The sequence below is a fragment of the Paenibacillus sp. 481 genome (assembly GCF_021223605.1).
GTDB lineage: Bacteria > Bacillota > Bacilli > Paenibacillales > Paenibacillaceae > Paenibacillus_B.
On sequence record NZ_CP075175.1, the window covers coordinates 4,528,177 to 4,546,333 of the forward strand.

Below are 18,157 nucleotides of genomic sequence, written 5' to 3' on the forward strand. Positions count from 1 at the left end.
TTTTTATGTGTATTTTTTCCTTCACAAGTTGAAAAATCATGCTATAATATGCAATTAATATGCATGCAACACTAGTCTATATGGGTAGGAGTGAATCACGTGGCGTTATATGTAATGAAATTTGGTGGTAGTTCCGTAGGCACGACGGAACGGATGCAACATGTTGCCCGCCGAATTGTAGAGAAGAAAGAACAAGGCCACAAATGCGTCGTTGTAGTATCTGCTATGGGAGATACGACGGATGATTTAATAGACCAAGCTAAGCGGTTAAATGATACTCCTCCTGTACGTGAAATGGATATGCTCTTAACGACAGGGGAACAGATGTCGGTTGCCCTATTGTCTATTGCAATCCATCAATATGGTCATGAAGCTGTGTCCTATACAGGCTGGCAAGCTGGTTTCCGTACAGATGAGACACATGGTAGAGCTCGTATATTAGACATTCAAGCGGAGCGCGTGCTACAAGCATTGGACGATAACCAGATCGTTATCGTGGCTGGCTTCCAAGGTATGACGAACGCAGGTGAGATCACGACGTTAGGGCGTGGCGGCTCGGATACGACCGCAGTAGCTCTGGCAGCGGCGATTAAAGCTGACGTATGTGAAATTTATACTGATGTCGACGGGATTTACTCCACCGACCCAAGAATTGTGCGCTGTGCGCGCAAACTGAACGAAATATCGTATGACGAGATGTTGGAGCTGGCTCATTTAGGAGCGGCAGTGCTGCATCCGCGAGCTGTAGAGTATGCTAAGCATAATAACGTTTGTCTCGTCGTTCGCTCAAGCTTTAATCATAATGAGGGAACCTACGTCAAGGAGGAAGCGGTAATGGAACAAGGAGTTGTCGTAAGCGGTATTGCCTATGATAAAAATGTAGCTCGTATCAGCATTATAGGAGTTCCTGATGAACCAGGTGTACTAGCAACCGTGTTTGGCGCGTTAGCGAACGAACAAATTGATGTCGATATTATCGTTCAGAGTGGTGTGCAACGAGGAGAGGCTGACTTTTCCTTTACAACGGCACTGAGTGACCGTGAAAGGGCGCTGCAAGTTATTGAGAAATTGCACTCCTCCTTGCCTTATCGTGAAGTTACGTTTAACGACGTGGCACTCGTCAAAGTTTCGATCGTTGGCGCAGGCATGGTAAGTCATCCTGGTGTTGCAGCAAAAATGTTCGAAGTTATTTCGAAAATCGGTGTTAGTATTAAAATGGTCAGCACGTCCGAGATTAAAGTATCTTGCGTCATTGAGGCTGATCGATTGCAGGAAGTGATATCGGAACTGCATACGTCTTTTGGCTTGGATGCGCTTGAAGAAGTAGTCGTTGGTGGTCCTAAAGACCGTCGATAAGCGAGTATAACGTAGAAAGTCCCCGTCGTTGCGAATGGGGACTTTCTCGACAAGCTAAGCCGAACTAGAGGAACTTATCCGACACCCAGCGACTAATTTGAATGAGCAGGGCCGTTATGCCTGCGGCCATTAGCGGGCCAACCGGGATGCCGCGCAGCAATACGATGCCCAATATGGAGCCAGCAACGAGGCCAACGATCATTTGGGGATCATCTTTCAGCAGATGCAGTCCTTGACCGTTCATAAAGGTGGCAATCGCGCCACCCGCAATCGCAAGGATGCCCGGCCAAGACGTAAGCGCAGCTGTAATATGATGCACAGAGATACGCTCTGCCGCAAGAGGGACTAATACGGCGATCGTTAAGCATAATAGTCCGAGCTCCAGACCGCGTCGTTCTACCATCGGCAAATAACGTTCTAAATGAACGAGTTTAATAATTAATAGAATACAAGCTGCTGTCGTAATAATCGGAGAGCGGCTAACTAAACCTACAATGATAAGAATGACCAATACGAATTCGCCGTTCATTAAGAGTTGTCCTCCGCTTAGAAGGAATAAGAACGTTCACCAACCGAATTAATTAGAACGCTCTTATTTACGATATGAACAAGCTATCAAGCTTTAGAACTTACTACCGATTATCCCTCGTAAGGCCGCATGACATGCTGTTCCAAGATAGGAACGAGCGGTACTGAATCCACAGCCGCGCAATATTCGACATCTTTACTGAACCCCAGCTTTGCTAACCGTTTTCCACCCGCACATTTTTGCAGCGCCTCTGTCAACGAATTGCGATGATGTTGAAAGGCACTATGCATGATATATCCGTAATCGTTGACCGTAATATCTGAAGCATTACTTGCCAACCGAGACAACACGTCGATGAGTAAACCTGCACACAATCCATCTTCAAATGCAAACGTATCCTGTGAGCCTGCACATAGTAACGCAATATCTTTACGCAGCTTAAATGCGGCCCGTGCACACGCGTCAGCATTAATAAACGATCCGGCCAAGATGTGCTCCGCCTTTTGTGCTTTTTGAATCGCTCTCGTTCCATTCGTAGTCGTCAAAATAATGCGCTTACCGATAAAGGCAGTTGTCATATATTCGAATGGGGAGTTGCCAGTATCGAAGCCGGCAATTTTTTTACAGTATCTTTCGCCACCCAGCACATCATTAGGCTCTTGACATTGTTTCGCCTGAGAAACCGTTTCTACAGGCAGCACGCTCGTGGCTCCATTAGCGAGTGCCGTTACTATCGTGCTCGTAGCGCGTAGCACATCAATGACAATAACCGTACGATGTGTCAAATCGATGGCACGCGCTTCGTTCACGCTCGCGATGACATCGACCTGCATGAACATGCACCTCCCCTATCAAGCTAATCAACTAAATCTCATAATATGAAAAAATATGATCACTCATCGTGTCGTATCGCAACCCTCTGCGCAGTGCCTCAAGTGAAATCACATCGTGTGGCGCGACGTTGCCCAGATTGACATTGACACCACCGCGTTTAATAATGGCCGCTTGTTGGTCTTTAAGCGGGGCTTCCCACATGATTCGTTCAGGATCACTAATCGTGTTCATAATCGCATCCATATCCGCTACGTCACAGCATCCGTCGTTATCGTAAATCCCTACGCCTTTTCCAGATTCGCGTCCTTCAATCGTCATCCAAAGGGCGCCATTATTCATGTCTTCAGCAAACGTTTCGGCCAATTCGGACAGCGACCATGCATGGGTTTCGTCCTTCTTTCCGAATTCTGTGCTTACAATAAAGCCTTCATCGGTCGCCTTTTTAATAAGTTCATTCCGCTCTCGCCTTGACATGGATATACATCCGTCTGAAATTTCTAACCCTGTAAATCCAGCTTCTTTCATCAAACACAGAAACTCGTCAACTTTGCCTTTCACAAGCGCGATTTCTAAAAAGGTACCACCTGGCATCACGATAATGCCATACTCTTTTGCCAGTTTAAGCTTTGTTCGCAAAATGTGAGAAGAGAGCAGGGCAGGCGTGCCAAAGCCGAACTTAAGCACGTCAATATATTCATGAGCGGTTTCTAGCAAATCCGTATAACTGCGCAATCCCAAACCTTTGTCGATCACCATCGTCAATCCATACGTTCTTGGCTTCTCTTTTCTCTTGCCACTCGGATCTTTTAAATCATGAGGCCATTGTATGGCAGCACTATGAATGCGATTCATGCTAACAATCTCCTTCTCATTCAGTTGTCGTCAAACTATGCAAGCAATATATGCGCCTGTATCCAGACAGGTGCCTATGTGGCTAGGACTGGCGTCAACGACAACGACAACGCCTTGAATAATACTTGCTCTAATATGCCATGGCTTTGCATACGTATAACTAGGTTGAGGTGGACGAGACCAGCGAACGATGGTTAGGTGAGTTGAATCAACTTGCATATGGAAGGAGAATGCCTCGTGTCTATCGACAGATTTGTAGCTAGTATGGCAGGGCTACGCCTGTTCTCAGGATGTATCGAAATTGCAGCGGCACTCATTATGCTGAGGCTAAATACACCGGAGCGCGCGCTTGCTGTCAATTCGCTGCTTGCTCTAGTAGGGCCCATTATATTAATCGCGACAACGACAATTGGCTTAATGGGAATGGCGGATAAGCTTACTTGGGGCAAACTGCTTTGGATTGGGGCGGGTGTCGTTTGTTTATTAATTGGTATTTTAAAAAAGTAAGCGAAGTCATAATTGTGCAGGCGTGTCCATACATATGGGGGTAGAAGCTAGTGTGCATTATCGGTGTTCGTAGACTTGTCCAAAGGTGGTGACGTCATGCATCGGACTAGTTGGTCTTCCGTGCTTCCACCCACACTGCGATCGATCTTTACACGCCTTCCGCAAGTTGTGATGAATGAGCTAGAAGAGATTCGCATCCGTGAAGGAAGGCCGCTAGAAGTAGGGGTCATGGGTGATTATCAGTTCGTTACCGCAGAGGGTGTGCTAACGGACTTACCTTCGTCGGCTTACGTTCCTAGTCGAGAGGACGGGCATCAGCTGCTAGATTTTATAACGAATCATTCGTTGTATACGATGGAGGAAGAGTTGCGGCGCGGTTTCGTCACGATCGCCGGAGGCCACCGGATCGGACTGGCTGGCCGCACCGTCTTGTCGCAAGGGAAGGTGAGTCACCTACGCGAAATTACAGGCTTTAATATTCGGATTGCACGCGAAGTGCGAGGGGTTGCAGCGAGTATTATGCCAGTCTTGCTTGACTTTAAGCAGCAGACCGTTCATCACACGCTGATCGTATCCCCGCCGCAGCATGGCAAGACGACGATGCTGCGTGATGTCGTCCGTGCTGTGAGCGCTGGTGCATGGCACCATCCCGAAGCCCGCTGGAAGGCGTTGAAGGTCGGTGTCGTCGATGAACGCTCTGAAATTGCGGGTTCCATTAAAGGGGTACCAAGCTTTGATCTTGGCTACCGTACGGACGTGCTTGACGGCTGTCCGAAGGCGGAAGGAATGATGATGTTTATTCGTTCAATGTCGCCTGACGTACTAGTTGTCGATGAGTTTGGGCGTGATGAAGATGTGCTAGCCATGCGGGAAGCGATGCATGCTGGTGTGCGGATTATCGCCTCTGCGCACGGTGCTAGTATGGAAGACGTATTAAGGCGTCCAGGAATAAGTCAGCTGCTCAAGGAAGAGGTATTTGGCCGTATCGTCATCTTGAAGCGAGTGAAGCGGGAATGGACGCAGCGTGTATATGACGAAAAGCAAAGGGCGTTGCGCCATGATTAAGCTGATTGGAGCTACATTGATCATCGCAGCTGCTGCTAGTATGGGCTGGATGAAGTCGGCATCCTACGCAGCAAGGCCTCAGCAACTGCGGCAAATGAACAACGCCTTGCAGCGGCTAGAGACGGCCATCGTGTATGGCCATACGCCTTTATCTGCGGCATTTACCGACATTGGCCGTCAATTGCGGCCCCCCTTGCAGCTGTTGTTCCATGCGGCAGCGAAAGCGATTGAAAGCTCGGCGGCTGTGCCACGCACCGCACGTGAAGCTTGGCATGATGCCTTAAAGCAATATGGTTCGGCTACTGCGTTGAAAGCCGAAGATTTGCGAGTGCTCGTTGAATTAGGCTACAGCCTAGGTGTAAGTGACCGTGATGAGCAGAAGAAGCATATTCGTCACGCCATCAAACAATTAGAGCAAGAAGAATATACGGCACGTGAAGAATTTCAACGTTACGGAACGATGTGCCGCAGCCTTGGTGTTCTGTGCGGCGTGTTAGCTGTCATTTTGATGTATTGAGGTGGCTGGGCATGAATGTGGATGTGAGTGCCATTTTTCAAATTGCCGGAATTGGAATTATGATCGCGATGATTCATACGGTACTGAAGCAAATGGGTAAAGAGGACATGGCCCATTGGGTGACCGTCATCGGCTTTGTCGTCGTACTCTTTATGGTGGTGCGTCTGCTCGACAACTTGTTTCAAGAGATTAAAGCCATTTTCTTGTTTCAGTAGGTGAGCGCATGGAAATTGTGCAAGTAGTAGGGCTTGGCCTGATCGCGGCCATTCTCGTCCTTGTCGTCAAAGAGCAGAAACCGATGTTCGCTTTTTTAATCGCGACGTTTGCGGGGATCGTCATTTTCTTAATGCTGGTCGGCAAAATTGAAACCGTTATTCAGGTGCTTATCGATTTAGCTGAGCGTTCAGGAATTGAGCCTGTTTACTTAAAGACGATATTAAAAATTATCGGGATCGCCTATATCGCCGAATTTGGCGCACAGGTTGTGCGTGATGCTGGACAAGAAGGCATTGCTTCAAAAATAGAATTAGCCGGCAAAGTACTTATTATGGTGCTCGCTGTTCCCATTATAAGTGTCATCATCGAGACGGTGATGAAACTGCTGCCAGCCTGACACAGGAGGAGCGAATGAGACAGGAGGTACGCAATAGCCGCAAATGTCGATACCGTGTGTCCCTCAATAATTTAGCAGACAAGCGTCGTTATTTTTATATTTGGCGTACAGCGCTCGTTCTAGGGCTCTGTCTTCTCTGTTCGTTCATAAGTGTTGGGTTCGCGGCAACTGATGATGGCGCGAGCATCCTCGCCGTTAGCAATTCCGCAGAGGAGGCTGTCGTAGGCGTGCCTCCCTCCGATGTAACGTCAGGGCTCACGTCAACGCCGCCTGTGCAGAACTGGGCCAAAGAACAGACAGGTAAGTTGCAAACAGCCGAGGTGGAACGATATTGGGTTGATCTTTTACAGAAATATGGGGGTTTTTTTCCACATGATGCTTTACCCGACTTTGCCGATCTACTGCTTCCAGGCGGGGAGAAGTTGACCGTAGACAATGTATTTCTTGCACTTGGGAAGTTTCTGCTAAAAGAAGTTATTGTCAATGGAAAGCTTATTGTGACGATCGTCATTTTGTCGGTGTTCAGCATGGTGTTGGAAACGTTACAAACGGCGTTTGAACGGAACAATGTTAGCAAAATTGCATACGCGATTTCGTATATGGTAATTATTATTTTGGCCATTAACAGCTTTCACGTTGCGATTGGATATGCGAAGGATGCCATATCAGGCATGATTCATTTTATGATGGCGATGGTACCGCTGCTGTTCACCTTGCTTGCTTCAATGGGCAACGTCATTACGGTATCGGTGCTGCATCCGGTCATTATTTTTATGACGCATATGGTGGGGACCCTTATTTATGCAATCGTATTTCCGCTTATTTTTTTCTCGGCTGTGCTTCATATTGTGAGTGCGATTTCTGACAAGTACAAAGTGACCCAGCTTGCTAACTTGCTCCGCAATTTAAGTGTTGGCCTATTAGGTGTACTGCTGACTGTGTTTCTTGGTGTCATCTCCGTACAGGGGTTCGCAAGCTCCGCAACGGATGGTGTTGCCATTCGCACGGCTAAATACATAACAGGCAATTTCGTGCCTGTCGTCGGCAGGGTGTTCTCAGATGCAACCGATACAGTGATTTCCGCTTCCCTGCTCGTCAAAAATGCCGTCGGTTTAACAGGGGTTATCATCTTGTTATTTTTGTGTGCCTTTCCAGCTATCAAAATTTTGACACTGGCTCTTATTTACAATGTGGCGGCAGCTATTATGCAGCCGCTTGGAGATAGCCCGGTCGTCGGCTGTTTAAAAACGGTCGGTAAAAGCATGATTTACGTGTTTGGCGCTTTAGCGGCCGTAGGGTTGATGTTCTTTTTGTCCATTACGATTTTGCTTACAGCCGGAAACATAACCGTCATGATGCGCTAACAATTGTCCTAGTTGAGTGCGGAAGGAGCTTGTGTGATGGATTGGCTTACGCAATGGCTGAAGGAAATCATTATGGTCATCTTGTTAGCTGCGTTCATTGATTTGCTCATGCCAAATCGCACTATGCAGCGCTATGTCAAGCTTGTGCTGAGTCTCATTATTTTGCTCACGTTGTTGTCGCCAATTTTGAAGTTGTTTAACGAGAAGTTGACGACGCAACTGGCACAAGAATGGGGAGAGGCGGCGGATTTGTCCGCCAAAAGTGCTGGCGCCAACGCGCAGGCAAGCTTAAGCGAAATTCGTCGTCAAGCTCAAATGTTGCAGCAGCAAAGAGAGGCACAAACTTTTCGCTTAGCAGAAATTGAAATGGAGTCGCGCATGCAGCAGCAGCTTGCTCAGGTGATGGCTGTGCTGCCAACAGAGGGTGTGCAGGCGAACGTGCAATCCGCCCATGTTGCAGGGGTACGGGTGAAGTTGACACAAGGTGGGCAGGCGGGGCAAGGTGGTCAATCCGCACGATCCGAGCCGTATCATCAACTGGACGGTCAACAACAAACGTGGCCAAGCGGGGCTAAGCAGCAGGCTACTGGGGCGATGATTGAGCAAGTTGAAGTCAGGATGAATCGAGGGCCAGTAGTAGGAAGCAGTGGCACGGGGGAAGCCAAGGTGCCTGCGGCAACAGTATTTTCGCCAATTGAGTCGGTTGCGCCTGTTCAAGTGGCGATTACAGAACGTGAAATTAATCGTACGAATGAAATAAATGGCGAGCCAAATAGCAATCCAGCGAGCGCATCTACTAGTGAACCTACACAGGAGCCTACAAATAAACCTACAAGTTCGCCTACAAGTGCACCTATGAGTGCTTCAAATGCGAATGTTTCGGCCGGAGTTCCGTTTCACGATGATCAATTGTTGGCATGGTGGGAACAACGCGCAGTGACTACACTTACGTCTGCGTGGTTAATCAAACCCGAACAAATCAAAATCAAATGGGAGTCATAATTATTATTTGCGTGCATATAGGTGAAAGTAGGACAAGTGAGAGCGAGTCCATGCTGCGAAAGGCGGTCGATTGCGTTGGCGAAATGGTTGCAACAGATCGAAAGATGGATCGGCAACGGTTCGGGAGGATCGAAACGTGTACGGGCATTTCGTTGGCTACTGCTGCTAGGACTGCTAGGCGCGGTTCTCCTCCTGTTCGGCTCGTTTAACGCGAATGAGGGAAGTATCGGCTGGCTTACTGGAAAAAGCAGCGACGGTCGCGAACCACCTGCACTCGGAGCGTTTGAACCGCTTGATCAAGCGAAGGACAAAGTTGCCCAAGCGGGAACAAATGTGTTTGAAACGGTTGAAATGTCGTTTGAAGCACGTGTCAAAAACATTTTGGAGGAAATCGTCGGGGTCGGTCAAGTCGAAGTCCTCGTCACGGTTGACTCCACAGAGGAGCTTATCGTTCAACGTAACATGAAAGACGATCAACAAGTGACCGAAGAGACAGATGCAAATGGTGGAAAGCGTCACTCCACACAGTACTCTCGCAACGGTGAAATTGTAACCTATGAAGCATCTAATGGGAAAACGCCGATTGTAACCAAGCGAATCAAGCCAAAAGTACGTGGGGTAGTCGTCGTAGCCAAAGGTGCGGAAAATTCGACTGTACATGACCTTATCGTTGATGCGGTGGAAAAAGGACTGAATGTACCCGCATTTCGAATTTCGGTTGTACCTCGAAAAATTGCGGAGTAGGCTGCATAAACGAAATTATTCCTAATGAATTGGTAATCACGAAAGGGAGGTATATACGATGAATACCCGTCGACAAACGATTTGGTTAGTATCTATGCTTAGTTTAATGGTTGTGCTGTCTGCTTACTATTTGTTTACAGGTGACACAACAGGTCAAGTGAAAGAGATGGCAGATAAGACACAAATGGATAACAAGCGTGGCGATGCAACAGAAGTAACACAGCTTCCATCCGTACAAATAACAGAGGTGTCAGCTGGCGAGAAGGCAGAAGCTCACGGTCAGCATGCGACTGGCGCAACACAGGACAAAGGAACAGGGGAAACATCGGGCAAAAATGATCCTCAGAACTTAAGCGGTACAGAGTCAACTAGCGGTGATACTGCGAACAAGGAACCAAACAAAGAACCAAACCATGAATCAAACAAAGATACAACTGCCCCAAATGGTGAGACAACTGACAAGGGAGCGGCCACAGGAAATACCGAACAGAACAAGGAAAGTGGAGCAACGCAACAAGATGGAGCCAAGAGCGAGACGAAAACCGATGGAGCGAATACCGGCAGTGGAGTAAAGACAGATGGCGCTAAGACTGAGGATGCAAATGTAAAAGATGAAGCGGCTAAGCCGCAAGAAAAAGATATCATCAATCAAGTGGAAGCAGAAGGCGTTATGAAGCGCAGCATGATTGAAGAAAAGCAGATGGAGCGTAATCAGCAATACCAGGCTGAATTGGAGCGTTTGATGGGTGTTATTAACAACACGAATGTCAACGGAGAAAAATTAGCTGCTGCGTATGATGAGATTCATAAGCTGGACGAAAGAGAGCAAAAAATTACGAATTTAGAAGCGGAGTTGCAAAAAGATTATGACAATGCCGTCATAACCCAAGAAAACAACAAGTTCAAAGTGGTCGTGCAAAGTGAAAAATTAGCCATTAAACAAGCGGTAGATATTATGGCAAAATTGATGAAAGAGCTGGAAGTCACACAAGATAAAGTCAGCGTGCAATACGTGTCGGAGTAAGGTGTGACGTTGTTTGAACGGTTCGCGATAAGTGTTCGCGCGGCATGTCCGTCAAATCATGTTGGAGTGAGTACAGCCCAGTAAATAAACTGGGCTCTTTCTATTTGTTTGGATTATGTTATAATACTAACTACTATAAGGTTGTATACACCAATTGAACCAGAACTGCCTTGGCATTTAAAACGTCATGAGGAGTGAAAGTCGTTGTTTAAGATTAGCGAAATTAAAGAATTGGTCAAATTGTTGGACCAAACTTCCGTCCAAGAATTGGAAGTGGAAAATGAAGGTTCTCGTTTGGTCATTCGCAAACCGGGGAAGACAGAATTTGTAAATCTACATACATCTCAACAGCATACATATTCCCCAGCGCCAGCACCGCAAGCTGCTGTCGCTACTGTTGAAGTAACTAGCGCTGCGCCTGCGCCGCAAGTTACCGATTCAAGTGCGGCTGTAAGTGTGGATGCTCAAGCGGGCTTGCATAAGATTGTATCGCCAATGGTCGGTACATTTTATCGTTCTCCTTCACCTGAAGCTGGTTCGTTTGTCAGCGTAGGTGATAAAGTTCACGAGAAGTCGGTCGTATGTATTTTGGAAGCAATGAAGCTTATGAACGAGCTGGAAGCCGAAGTGAAGGGCGAGATCGTGGAAGTATTAGTTCAGAACGGCCAATTGGTTGAATTCGGTCAGCCGCTTTTCTTGGTGAAGCCAGAATGATTCGGTTAACACGCCCGAACATATGCACAGCCAAGGAGGTTAAACGATGAAGTTTCAGAAGGTGCTTATCGCGAATAGGGGAGAAATCGCCGTTCGCATTATTCGCGCATGCAAAGAGCTCGGCATTGCTACCGTTGCAGTCTACTCTGAGGCTGACCGTGACGCACTGCATGTTCGCTTAGCAGATGAAGCTTACTGCATTGGCCCAACAGCGTCTAAGGACAGCTATTTGAATTTCACGAACTTAATGAGTGTCGCTACGTTAACCGAGTGCGATGCCGTTCATCCAGGCTACGGATTTTTGGCTGAAAATGCTGACTTCGCAGAGATATGCCAATCTTGCGGAATTACATTTATCGGGCCTTCGTCTGATGCGATCGAGCGTATGGGAGATAAGGCGGTAGCCAAGCAAACGATGAAAGATGCTGGTGTACCTGTTATCCCAGGCTCTGATGGCTTGCTGGAGAACATTGAGGATGCTGTCATGCTTGCTCGTGATATTGGCTTTCCAGTCATTATTAAAGCAACGGCTGGTGGCGGAGGCAAAGGTATTCGCATCGCCGATGACGAAGAATCGTTTATTAAGCAAATAACGAATGCGCAACAAGAGGCAGAAAAAGCTTTCGGTAACGCAGGCGTTTATTTAGAGAAATATTTGACGGGAATGAAACACGTCGAAATACAAATTATCGGGGACAAGCACGGTAATGTTGTTCATTTAGGCGAGCGTGATTGTTCCGTACAGCGCCGTCGTCAGAAGCTGGTAGAGGAAGCACCATGTCCGGTGTTATCTCCTGAAATTCGCCAACGTATGGGTGACGCTGCTGTACGTGCAGCGCAAGCGGTAAATTATAGTGGCGCAGGAACGTTAGAATTTTTGCTTGGTCCTGATGGTAATTTTTATTTTATGGAAATGAATACAAGGATTCAAGTTGAGCATCCTGTTACAGAAATGATAACAGGCATCGATCTTATCCAAGAAATGATCATGGTTGCTCAAGGAGAAAGATTATCCTTTACACAAGAAGATGTGCGTATTGACGGCTGGGCGATCGAATGCCGAATTAATGCAGAAGACCCTTCCCGTAATTTTATGCCATCAGCTGGACTAATTAATCAGTATTTAGCACCTGGCGGCTTTGGTGTTCGTGTAGACAGCGCAGCTTATCAAGGCTGCACGATCTCGCCGCATTACGATTCGATGATTGCAAAATTGATCGTATGGGCACCTACTAGAAACGAAGCGATTGAACGTATGAAGCGTGCTTTATCTGAGTTTGCGATTGAGGGTATACATACAACGATACCTTTTCATCAACGTCTATTGCAGCATCCGATTTTTATCGAGGGGAATTTTGACATCAAGTTTTTGGAAGAGCATGAAGTATAATTACCTTTTTTTCGTTGAATGGCATCGTTTGTCATAAAATTGGACAAATGTTATAGTTATGATAATGAGAAGGACAAGTTAACTATGCTCTATCCACAATATGACGAGGAGAGTGTATCGGATGAGTCAGACGATGATTCCTGATTTTGAACGTACAGATTTGGGTAATATTCAAATAGCGCCAGAAGTTATTGCTGTAATTGCAGGATTGGCTACGATTGAAGTAGCTGGCGTTCGCGGAATGAGTGGCGGATTTGCAGGCGGCATTACAGAGCTTCTTGGTCGTAAAAATTTGTCCAAAGGCGTTAAGGTTGAAGTTGGTTCACGTGAAGCGGCTGTAGACGTATCCATTATCGTGGAATACGGACATCGCATTCCAGAAGTTGCAAGCAACATTCAAACGAACGTTAAGCGCTCTATTGAGACAATGACAGGCTTGCTAGTCGTTGAAGTTAACGTTCATGTTCATGATGTTCACTTTAAGTCACAGGAAAAAGTAGAAGAAACTGATCCTACTATCCGCGTGAAATAATATGAAGACGTAAACCCCCTCCTGGTGGCAGGGGGTTTACTTTGATTCAGCAAGGAGGTGTGAGTGGAATGATCCGAGTAGTGGACAGAATTTTGCTGTTTGTTTATAGTCTTGCTGTCGGTATATTGTCTGCAGCGGTGCTATTGATCATCTCCGAAGTTGTCGATACAGCTCCGTTTGGGTTTCGTGGAGATATTCAATTTTTAGTCATTACGGCATGTGTGTTGTTTTTGATCAGTTTGCGTTTCTTCTACGTATCTTTGCGCAGAGAACGCAAATCGGTTACGTCGATTGATCAACGCACAGAAATCGGGGACATCAAAGTTTCTTTGGAGACAATTGAAAATGTAGCACTAAAAGCTGCTGGTCGTATACGTGGTGTGAAAGATTTAAAGGCACGTATACGCACGAATGAGTCTGGCTTGGACATTACGATCCGTGCAGTAGTAGACGGAGAATCGTCCATTCCGAATATAACTGAGGAAGTTCAGCGCAATGTAAAGGAATATGTACAGGAAATTACAGGTATTCCAGTGTCCTATGTTTCCGTTTATGTAGCAAATATTGTGCAAACTCAAACCTTTAAAGCGCGTGTTGAATAGGTGGTGAACTTTCCGATGTGGAAAGAAATGTGGGAGAGTCACGGGGGACGCTTCGTCGGCATCGCGGCAGGGATGTTTTTTGGCTTGCTGTATTTGATCGTCGGATTATGGGACATGTTTGTATTTGCGTTGCTCGTGATTATCGGATACCAAGTGGGCAAGCGTAAAGACTTGCACCTTAGCTCTTTGATACCTTGGCAGCGTGTCGGCTTTTGGTTGTCCGAACGTTGGAGATGGTTGAAGTAGTCCTATGGACGCTCCGAACGATAGCGGCACCGCTAGTATTTGCCGCCCAGTGGCGATCGGAGCGGGCATAGGATTTTTTATTGAGGGCAGTAGCTCATTTCAACCAATATCAATCTTTTTTTGTATAATAAAAATAAACAATAATGAATACCGCATGAGCAGCATCAAGAGCAGCTTAGGTAAAGTCCGCTATGGAGCGGCTGGGACAACAAGCAGGAGGAAAATGAAATGAAAAGACGTACTGCCAGAGAAATGGCTATTCAAAGTTTGTATCAGCTTGAAATGAATGGGGTTACGCCGGAACAGGCTGTAGCAACTGTTGTAAATCAATCTCATGAAGAGGAAAGCGAAATCGGAGTAAAGCCAGAGCATGCATCAGCGATGCATATGGAAGTACTCAGATGGGTTCGCGATACGTGGGAGAGCCGGGAAGAGATCGATCAATTGCTTGCTCAGTATTTGAAAGGCTGGCAAGTGGATCGTTTGTCACGTGTTGACCGTCAAGTGCTACGCTTAGCTTGTTATGAGCTTGTCCTTCGTAAAGATGTACCACCAAAGGTAGTCGTTAACGAAGCAGTAAGCTTGGCGAAGCATTTCGGTACAGATGAGTCAGGCAAATTCGTTAATGGCGTATTGGGGCCTATGCTTCGTGACTATGATAAAAGTAACGATAACGCTTAATATACAGTTGGACAACATATTAAGTTAACATTTTTAACAGCAGGAAACGGGGGAGAGAACGATGACAGCATCACTTTTGAATGGCAAACAATTATCCGAAACAATTCGCGAGGAAATTACGCAGGAAACAGAAGGCCTAAAACAATTAGGTGTTCAGCCTGGGCTCGCGGTTGTGCTTGTAGGTGCCGATCCGGCTTCACAAGTTTACGTTAATAGTAAGCATAAAACGTGCAATGCGCTTGGCTTTTACTCAGAAGTTCACCGTTTAGATGCAGAAACGTCACAAGCAGAACTGCTGCAATTGATCGACCAATTGAATCAAGATAAGGCGATTCACGGTATTTTAGTGCAATTGCCGTTGCCTAAGCATATCGATGAGAAAGCGGTTATTGATCGGATTGCAGTTGAAAAAGATGTGGACGGTTTCCATCCCATAAGTGTTGGCAATCTCGTTATCGGTGACGATTCATTACTCCCGTGTACGCCAGCAGGCGTAATTGAGTTGATGAAGCGTAACGGTATTGAAATCGCGGGCAAACATGCCGTCGTCATCGGACGCAGTAATATTGTGGGCAAACCTGTTTCCTTGTTGTTGCAACGCGAACATGCAACGGTTACGATGTGCCATTCGCGCACATCGAATATGAAAGAATTGGCTAAATTGGCGGATATCCTAGTTGTGGCTATAGGTAAACCTAACTTTGTTGACCGTTCATTTGTCAAACCGGGAGCTGTAGTCGTTGATGTCGGGATTAACCGTCTTGAAAATGGGAAACTAGCAGGAGATGTGAATTTCGATGATGTGAAAGACATCTGCTCTTGGATTACTCCTGTTCCAGGCGGGGTAGGACCTATGACGATTACGATGCTCATGCTAAATACGTTGAAAGCTGCAAAACGAATCCATAACGTGTAAGTGAACGTTTGACATAAATGATAAGAGAGGAGGCGACGAGGTGGCGAGTGACACGCGTATATTATCCATCAAAGATCTGAATAAGTATATTCGGATGAAGCTTGATAGTGATGCACGTATGCAGGATGTGTGGATACGAGGCGAGATCTCCAACTTTACACATCACTCTAGCGGACATATGTACTTTACGCTTAAAGATGCCGATAGTCGTATTCGTGCGATTATGTTCGCTTCCCAAAATCAACGCTTGCCGTTCCGACCGAAAGAAGGAACAAGAGTAATTGCACGTGGGTATGTGACGGTGTACGAACGAGATGGACAGTATCAGTTCTATGCCCAGCAAATGCAGCCTGACGGTATCGGTAGCCTGTATATGGCGTTTGAGCAGTTAAAGGAACGTTTGGCTGGTGAAGGGTTGTTTGAGCCAGAACGTAAGCGTCCGCTTCCTCGTTATCCTCGCGCCATCGGTGTCATTACATCTCCTACAGGAGCAGCGGTGCGCGATATTTTGATTACGTTGAATCGTCGCCAACCGAATGTTCCTGTATTGTTATTTCCTGTACTCGTACAAGGAGCACAAGCAGCGCCATCTATTGTAAAAGCGATCGAAGCGATGAATCGACATCAGGAAGTGGATGTTCTTATTGTTGGACGTGGCGGTGGCTCATTAGAAGAGCTATGGGCATTCAATGAAGAGGAAGTGGCACGTGCGATCGCACAATCCGCGATTCCGATCATTTCTGCTGTTGGGCACGAAACAGACTTTACAATAGCCGATTTTGTGGCAGATTTACGTGCTCCGACGCCCACTGCGGCAGCGGAGCTTGCTGTTGTCCACCATGAAGAAATTAGACAACATTTGTCACATCTGGAGAGACGGTTACGTCACGCAGTGGAACGTCAAATGGCGGCTAGTCAGGAGCGTTTGTTACGAGCTCAGCAATCTTCGGCATTGCGCCGTCCTGAACAAGGGGTGCAGAAGCACGCCGAGCGTCTGATCCGATTAACAGAGCGTCTCCAATATCGAGCGGATATGCGGTTCGTTAAAGCAGAAGAACGCTGGCGTGACCTACATAGTAGCTTGCGCGAGCATAGTCCACTTCATCAATGGTCGTCGGCGCAAAACCGATTGCAGACTAACACACGTCAGCTGCAAACGGCCATGTCAAGTGCGCTCAAGCAAAGACGAATGGAATGGGTTAGTGCCATTCGTCAATTGGATGCGCTAAGTCCGCTCAAGGTTATGTCACGCGGTTATAGCCTAGTGTACGACGAACAGGATAAGAAGCTGATTCGTTCGGTGTCTGAAGTGGAACTGGGAGATGTTGTGCACGTCAAACTAGCCGATGGGCAGTTAGACTGCCACGTATGGTCGATGCGATCAGAACGCGAGGAGGATCACGATGAGTCAAAGTAAAAAACGGAACGATGAGTTCACGTTTGAACAAGCGATAGATAAGCTGGAACAAATCGTTGCCCAATTGGAAAGTGGGGACGCTCCACTAGAAGAAGCAATCGACCTGTTTCAACAAGGAATGGAACTGTCTAAATTATGTTCACAGAAACTTGAGCAGGTTGAACGTAAAATTGAAATGCTCACAGAACAAAACGGCGAGCTGAAACGTCAACCGTTCCAAGCAGAAGAAGCGGGTGAGAGTAGTGATTAATCCACAATCACACTCTGCATCCCAATCGGCCGTGCCTTTGAAGCAATATTTACAGGAGCGCATACAGCTCATAGAGGAAACGCTTCCTACGATGCTACCTGCAAGTTGGAACGTTCCGCACCCTTTAGCAGAAGCGATGCTCTATTCATTAATGGCGGGCGGCAAGCGGCTGCGCCCTATTTTTGTACTCGCGGCTTGTGAAAGTTTAAACGGTTCGCCTGCCACTGCATTACCTGTAGCTTGTGCGGTGGAGATGATTCACACCTATTCACTTATACATGACGATTTACCTGCGATGGACAACGATGATTTGCGGCGTGGCAAGCCGACGAACCATAAAGTGTACGGAGAAGCGATGGCGATATTGGCTGGTGACGGTTTGCTGACACACGCCTTTTTCACCGCTGCGCAAGCGGCCAAGGTAACGGGAGTTTCCGCCGATGCCGTACTCACCATTGTGGAGGAATTGGCAGAATATGCGGGTATGCGAGGAATGGTTGGCGGACAAGTTGCTGATATGGGCGGCGAACAAGGTTTGACTACGCTGGAACAATTGGCATATATCCATCACCACAAGACGGGTGACTTGGTTATCTTTTCGCTACGCGCCGGAGGACATCTGGCAGGAGCTAATGCACACCAATTAGATGCCTTAACCGAATTCGGTTTTAAGCTTGGTTTGGCTTTTCAAATTCAAGATGACATCCTTGATGTGATCGGGGATGAAGCCCTAATCGGTAAGCCTAAAGGCAGCGATGAAAAAAGTGCAAAGGTTACATATCCTTATTTTATCGGCTTAGAAGCTTCCAAGCAGGAAGTTGAACGCTTAACTGCTGAGGCGAAGCAAGCCATTTTGCAGGCACAATTTCCGCAGCCACAGCGATTGTTGGAATTAGCGGATTATTTGATGGACCGTAACCACTAAATAACGTCTAATGAGTAACGCATTTGGCGTCATGGGTGTTTGTAAATAGTTTGTGATATAATGGGCCTATTGATCGA

23 protein-coding genes are annotated in these 18,157 nt (G+C 46.9%); 20 read left to right on the plus strand and 3 right to left on the minus strand.

All coding sequences use genetic code 11. The features are described 5' to 3' along the window. The first annotated feature begins 99 nt into the window (after positions 1 to 99). Positions 100 to 1,356 carry an aspartate kinase gene (locus KIK04_RS19825; RefSeq protein ID WP_232275308.1) on the plus strand — a complete coding sequence of 419 codons (1,257 nt, stop codon included), beginning with the start codon at positions 100 to 102 and terminating at the stop codon, positions 1,354 to 1,356. A 64-nt stretch (positions 1,357 to 1,420) separates the two neighbouring features. Here KIK04_RS19825 and KIK04_RS19830 read toward each other — a convergent pair whose 3' ends face one another. From KIK04_RS19830 to KIK04_RS19840, 3 genes are all read right to left on the minus strand, one after another. Next, on the minus strand, positions 1,421 to 1,885 hold the full coding sequence (locus KIK04_RS19830; RefSeq protein ID WP_232275309.1) for a DUF441 domain-containing protein: 465 nt from the start codon (positions 1,883 to 1,885) through the stop codon (positions 1,421 to 1,423). Between the two features lie 110 nt (positions 1,886 to 1,995). Continuing rightward, positions 1,996 to 2,718: a 2-phosphosulfolactate phosphatase gene (locus tag KIK04_RS19835; protein ID WP_232275310.1), complete on the minus strand. Its 723-nt coding sequence runs from the start codon at positions 2,716 to 2,718 to the stop codon at positions 1,996 to 1,998. Positions 2,719 to 2,749: 31 nt separating this feature from the next. Further along, entirely contained in the window at positions 2,750 to 3,571 is an 822-nt protein-coding gene (locus KIK04_RS19840; RefSeq protein ID WP_232275311.1) for a phosphosulfolactate synthase, read from the minus strand. A gap of 237 nt (positions 3,572 to 3,808) precedes the next feature. Here KIK04_RS19840 and KIK04_RS19845 point away from each other — a divergent pair, with 237 nt between their 5' ends. The 19 genes from KIK04_RS19845 (at position 3,809) to KIK04_RS19935 (ending at position 18,080) form a co-directional block, all read left to right on the plus strand. Beyond that, positions 3,809 to 4,078 (plus strand): YqhV family protein, encoded by a 270-nt coding sequence (locus KIK04_RS19845; RefSeq protein WP_232275312.1) that lies wholly within the window; start codon positions 3,809 to 3,811, stop codon positions 4,076 to 4,078. Between the two features lie 96 nt (positions 4,079 to 4,174). Beyond that, positions 4,175 to 5,143 carry a stage III sporulation protein AA gene (gene spoIIIAA / locus KIK04_RS19850; protein WP_232275313.1) on the plus strand — a complete coding sequence of 323 codons (969 nt, stop codon included), beginning with the start codon at positions 4,175 to 4,177 and terminating at the stop codon, positions 5,141 to 5,143. Further along, complete coding sequence (spoIIIAB, locus tag KIK04_RS19855; protein WP_232275314.1) at positions 5,136 to 5,660, plus strand: stage III sporulation protein SpoIIIAB; 525 nt, start codon at positions 5,136 to 5,138, stop codon at positions 5,658 to 5,660. The genes spoIIIAA and spoIIIAB overlap by 8 nt, the downstream gene beginning before the upstream one ends. Positions 5,661 to 5,671: 11 nt before the next feature. Beyond that, positions 5,672 to 5,875 (plus strand): stage III sporulation protein AC, encoded by a 204-nt coding sequence (spoIIIAC, locus tag KIK04_RS19860; protein WP_232275315.1) that lies wholly within the window; start codon positions 5,672 to 5,674, stop codon positions 5,873 to 5,875. A gap of 8 nt (positions 5,876 to 5,883) precedes the next feature. Then, positions 5,884 to 6,273, plus strand: coding sequence for a stage III sporulation protein AD (gene spoIIIAD / locus KIK04_RS19865; RefSeq protein WP_232275316.1), 390 nt, complete (start codon positions 5,884 to 5,886; stop codon positions 6,271 to 6,273). A gap of 14 nt (positions 6,274 to 6,287) precedes the next feature. Beyond that, positions 6,288 to 7,637, plus strand: a complete 1,350-nt coding sequence (spoIIIAE, locus tag KIK04_RS19870; RefSeq protein WP_232275317.1) for a stage III sporulation protein AE — start codon at positions 6,288 to 6,290, stop codon at positions 7,635 to 7,637. 36 nt (positions 7,638 to 7,673) lie between these two features. Next, positions 7,674 to 8,639 carry a stage III sporulation protein AF gene (gene spoIIIAF, locus KIK04_RS19875; RefSeq protein WP_232275318.1) on the plus strand — a complete coding sequence of 322 codons (966 nt, stop codon included), beginning with the start codon at positions 7,674 to 7,676 and terminating at the stop codon, positions 8,637 to 8,639. 75 nt (positions 8,640 to 8,714) lie between these two features. Further along, a complete protein-coding gene (gene spoIIIAG / locus KIK04_RS19880) occupies positions 8,715 to 9,383 on the plus strand; it encodes a stage III sporulation protein AG (protein WP_232275319.1) in 669 nt (222 codons plus the stop codon). Between the two features lie 58 nt (positions 9,384 to 9,441). Then, positions 9,442 to 10,407, plus strand: a complete 966-nt coding sequence (locus tag KIK04_RS19885; protein ID WP_232275320.1) for a SpoIIIAH-like family protein — start codon at positions 9,442 to 9,444, stop codon at positions 10,405 to 10,407. 204 nt (positions 10,408 to 10,611) lie between these two features. Then, positions 10,612 to 11,121 (plus strand): acetyl-CoA carboxylase biotin carboxyl carrier protein, encoded by a 510-nt coding sequence (accB, locus tag KIK04_RS19890; RefSeq protein ID WP_232275321.1) that lies wholly within the window; start codon positions 10,612 to 10,614, stop codon positions 11,119 to 11,121. 46 nt (positions 11,122 to 11,167) lie between these two features. Next, the gene (gene accC, locus KIK04_RS19895; RefSeq protein WP_232275322.1) at positions 11,168 to 12,511 is read left to right on the plus strand and encodes an acetyl-CoA carboxylase biotin carboxylase subunit; all 1,344 of its coding nucleotides are present in this window, start codon (positions 11,168 to 11,170) and stop codon (positions 12,509 to 12,511) included. A 121-nt stretch (positions 12,512 to 12,632) separates the two neighbouring features. Beyond that, the gene (locus KIK04_RS19900; RefSeq protein ID WP_232275323.1) at positions 12,633 to 13,043 is read left to right on the plus strand and encodes an Asp23/Gls24 family envelope stress response protein; all 411 of its coding nucleotides are present in this window, start codon (positions 12,633 to 12,635) and stop codon (positions 13,041 to 13,043) included. A gap of 68 nt (positions 13,044 to 13,111) precedes the next feature. Next, positions 13,112 to 13,645, plus strand: a complete 534-nt coding sequence (gene amaP / locus KIK04_RS19905; RefSeq protein WP_232275324.1) for an alkaline shock response membrane anchor protein AmaP — start codon at positions 13,112 to 13,114, stop codon at positions 13,643 to 13,645. 15 nt (positions 13,646 to 13,660) lie between these two features. Continuing rightward, positions 13,661 to 13,891: a DUF2273 domain-containing protein gene (locus KIK04_RS19910; RefSeq protein WP_232275325.1), complete on the plus strand. Its 231-nt coding sequence runs from the start codon at positions 13,661 to 13,663 to the stop codon at positions 13,889 to 13,891. A 228-nt stretch (positions 13,892 to 14,119) separates the two neighbouring features. Next, positions 14,120 to 14,572, plus strand: coding sequence for a transcription antitermination factor NusB (gene nusB, locus KIK04_RS19915; protein ID WP_232275326.1), 453 nt, complete (start codon positions 14,120 to 14,122; stop codon positions 14,570 to 14,572). A gap of 61 nt (positions 14,573 to 14,633) precedes the next feature. After that, positions 14,634 to 15,488, plus strand: a complete 855-nt coding sequence (gene folD, locus KIK04_RS19920; RefSeq protein WP_232275327.1) for a bifunctional methylenetetrahydrofolate dehydrogenase/methenyltetrahydrofolate cyclohydrolase FolD — start codon at positions 14,634 to 14,636, stop codon at positions 15,486 to 15,488. Positions 15,489 to 15,528: 40 nt separating this feature from the next. Then, the gene (gene xseA, locus KIK04_RS19925) at positions 15,529 to 16,905 is read left to right on the plus strand and encodes an exodeoxyribonuclease VII large subunit (protein WP_269670968.1); all 1,377 of its coding nucleotides are present in this window, start codon (positions 15,529 to 15,531) and stop codon (positions 16,903 to 16,905) included. Next, the gene (gene xseB / locus KIK04_RS19930; protein ID WP_232275328.1) at positions 16,892 to 17,155 is read left to right on the plus strand and encodes an exodeoxyribonuclease VII small subunit; all 264 of its coding nucleotides are present in this window, start codon (positions 16,892 to 16,894) and stop codon (positions 17,153 to 17,155) included. Before xseA ends, xseB begins: the two co-directional genes overlap by 14 nt. Further along, entirely contained in the window at positions 17,148 to 18,080 is a 933-nt protein-coding gene (locus KIK04_RS19935; RefSeq protein WP_442951110.1) for a polyprenyl synthetase family protein, read from the plus strand. Before xseB ends, KIK04_RS19935 begins: the two co-directional genes overlap by 8 nt. The last annotated feature ends 77 nt before the right edge of the window (positions 18,081 to 18,157 follow it).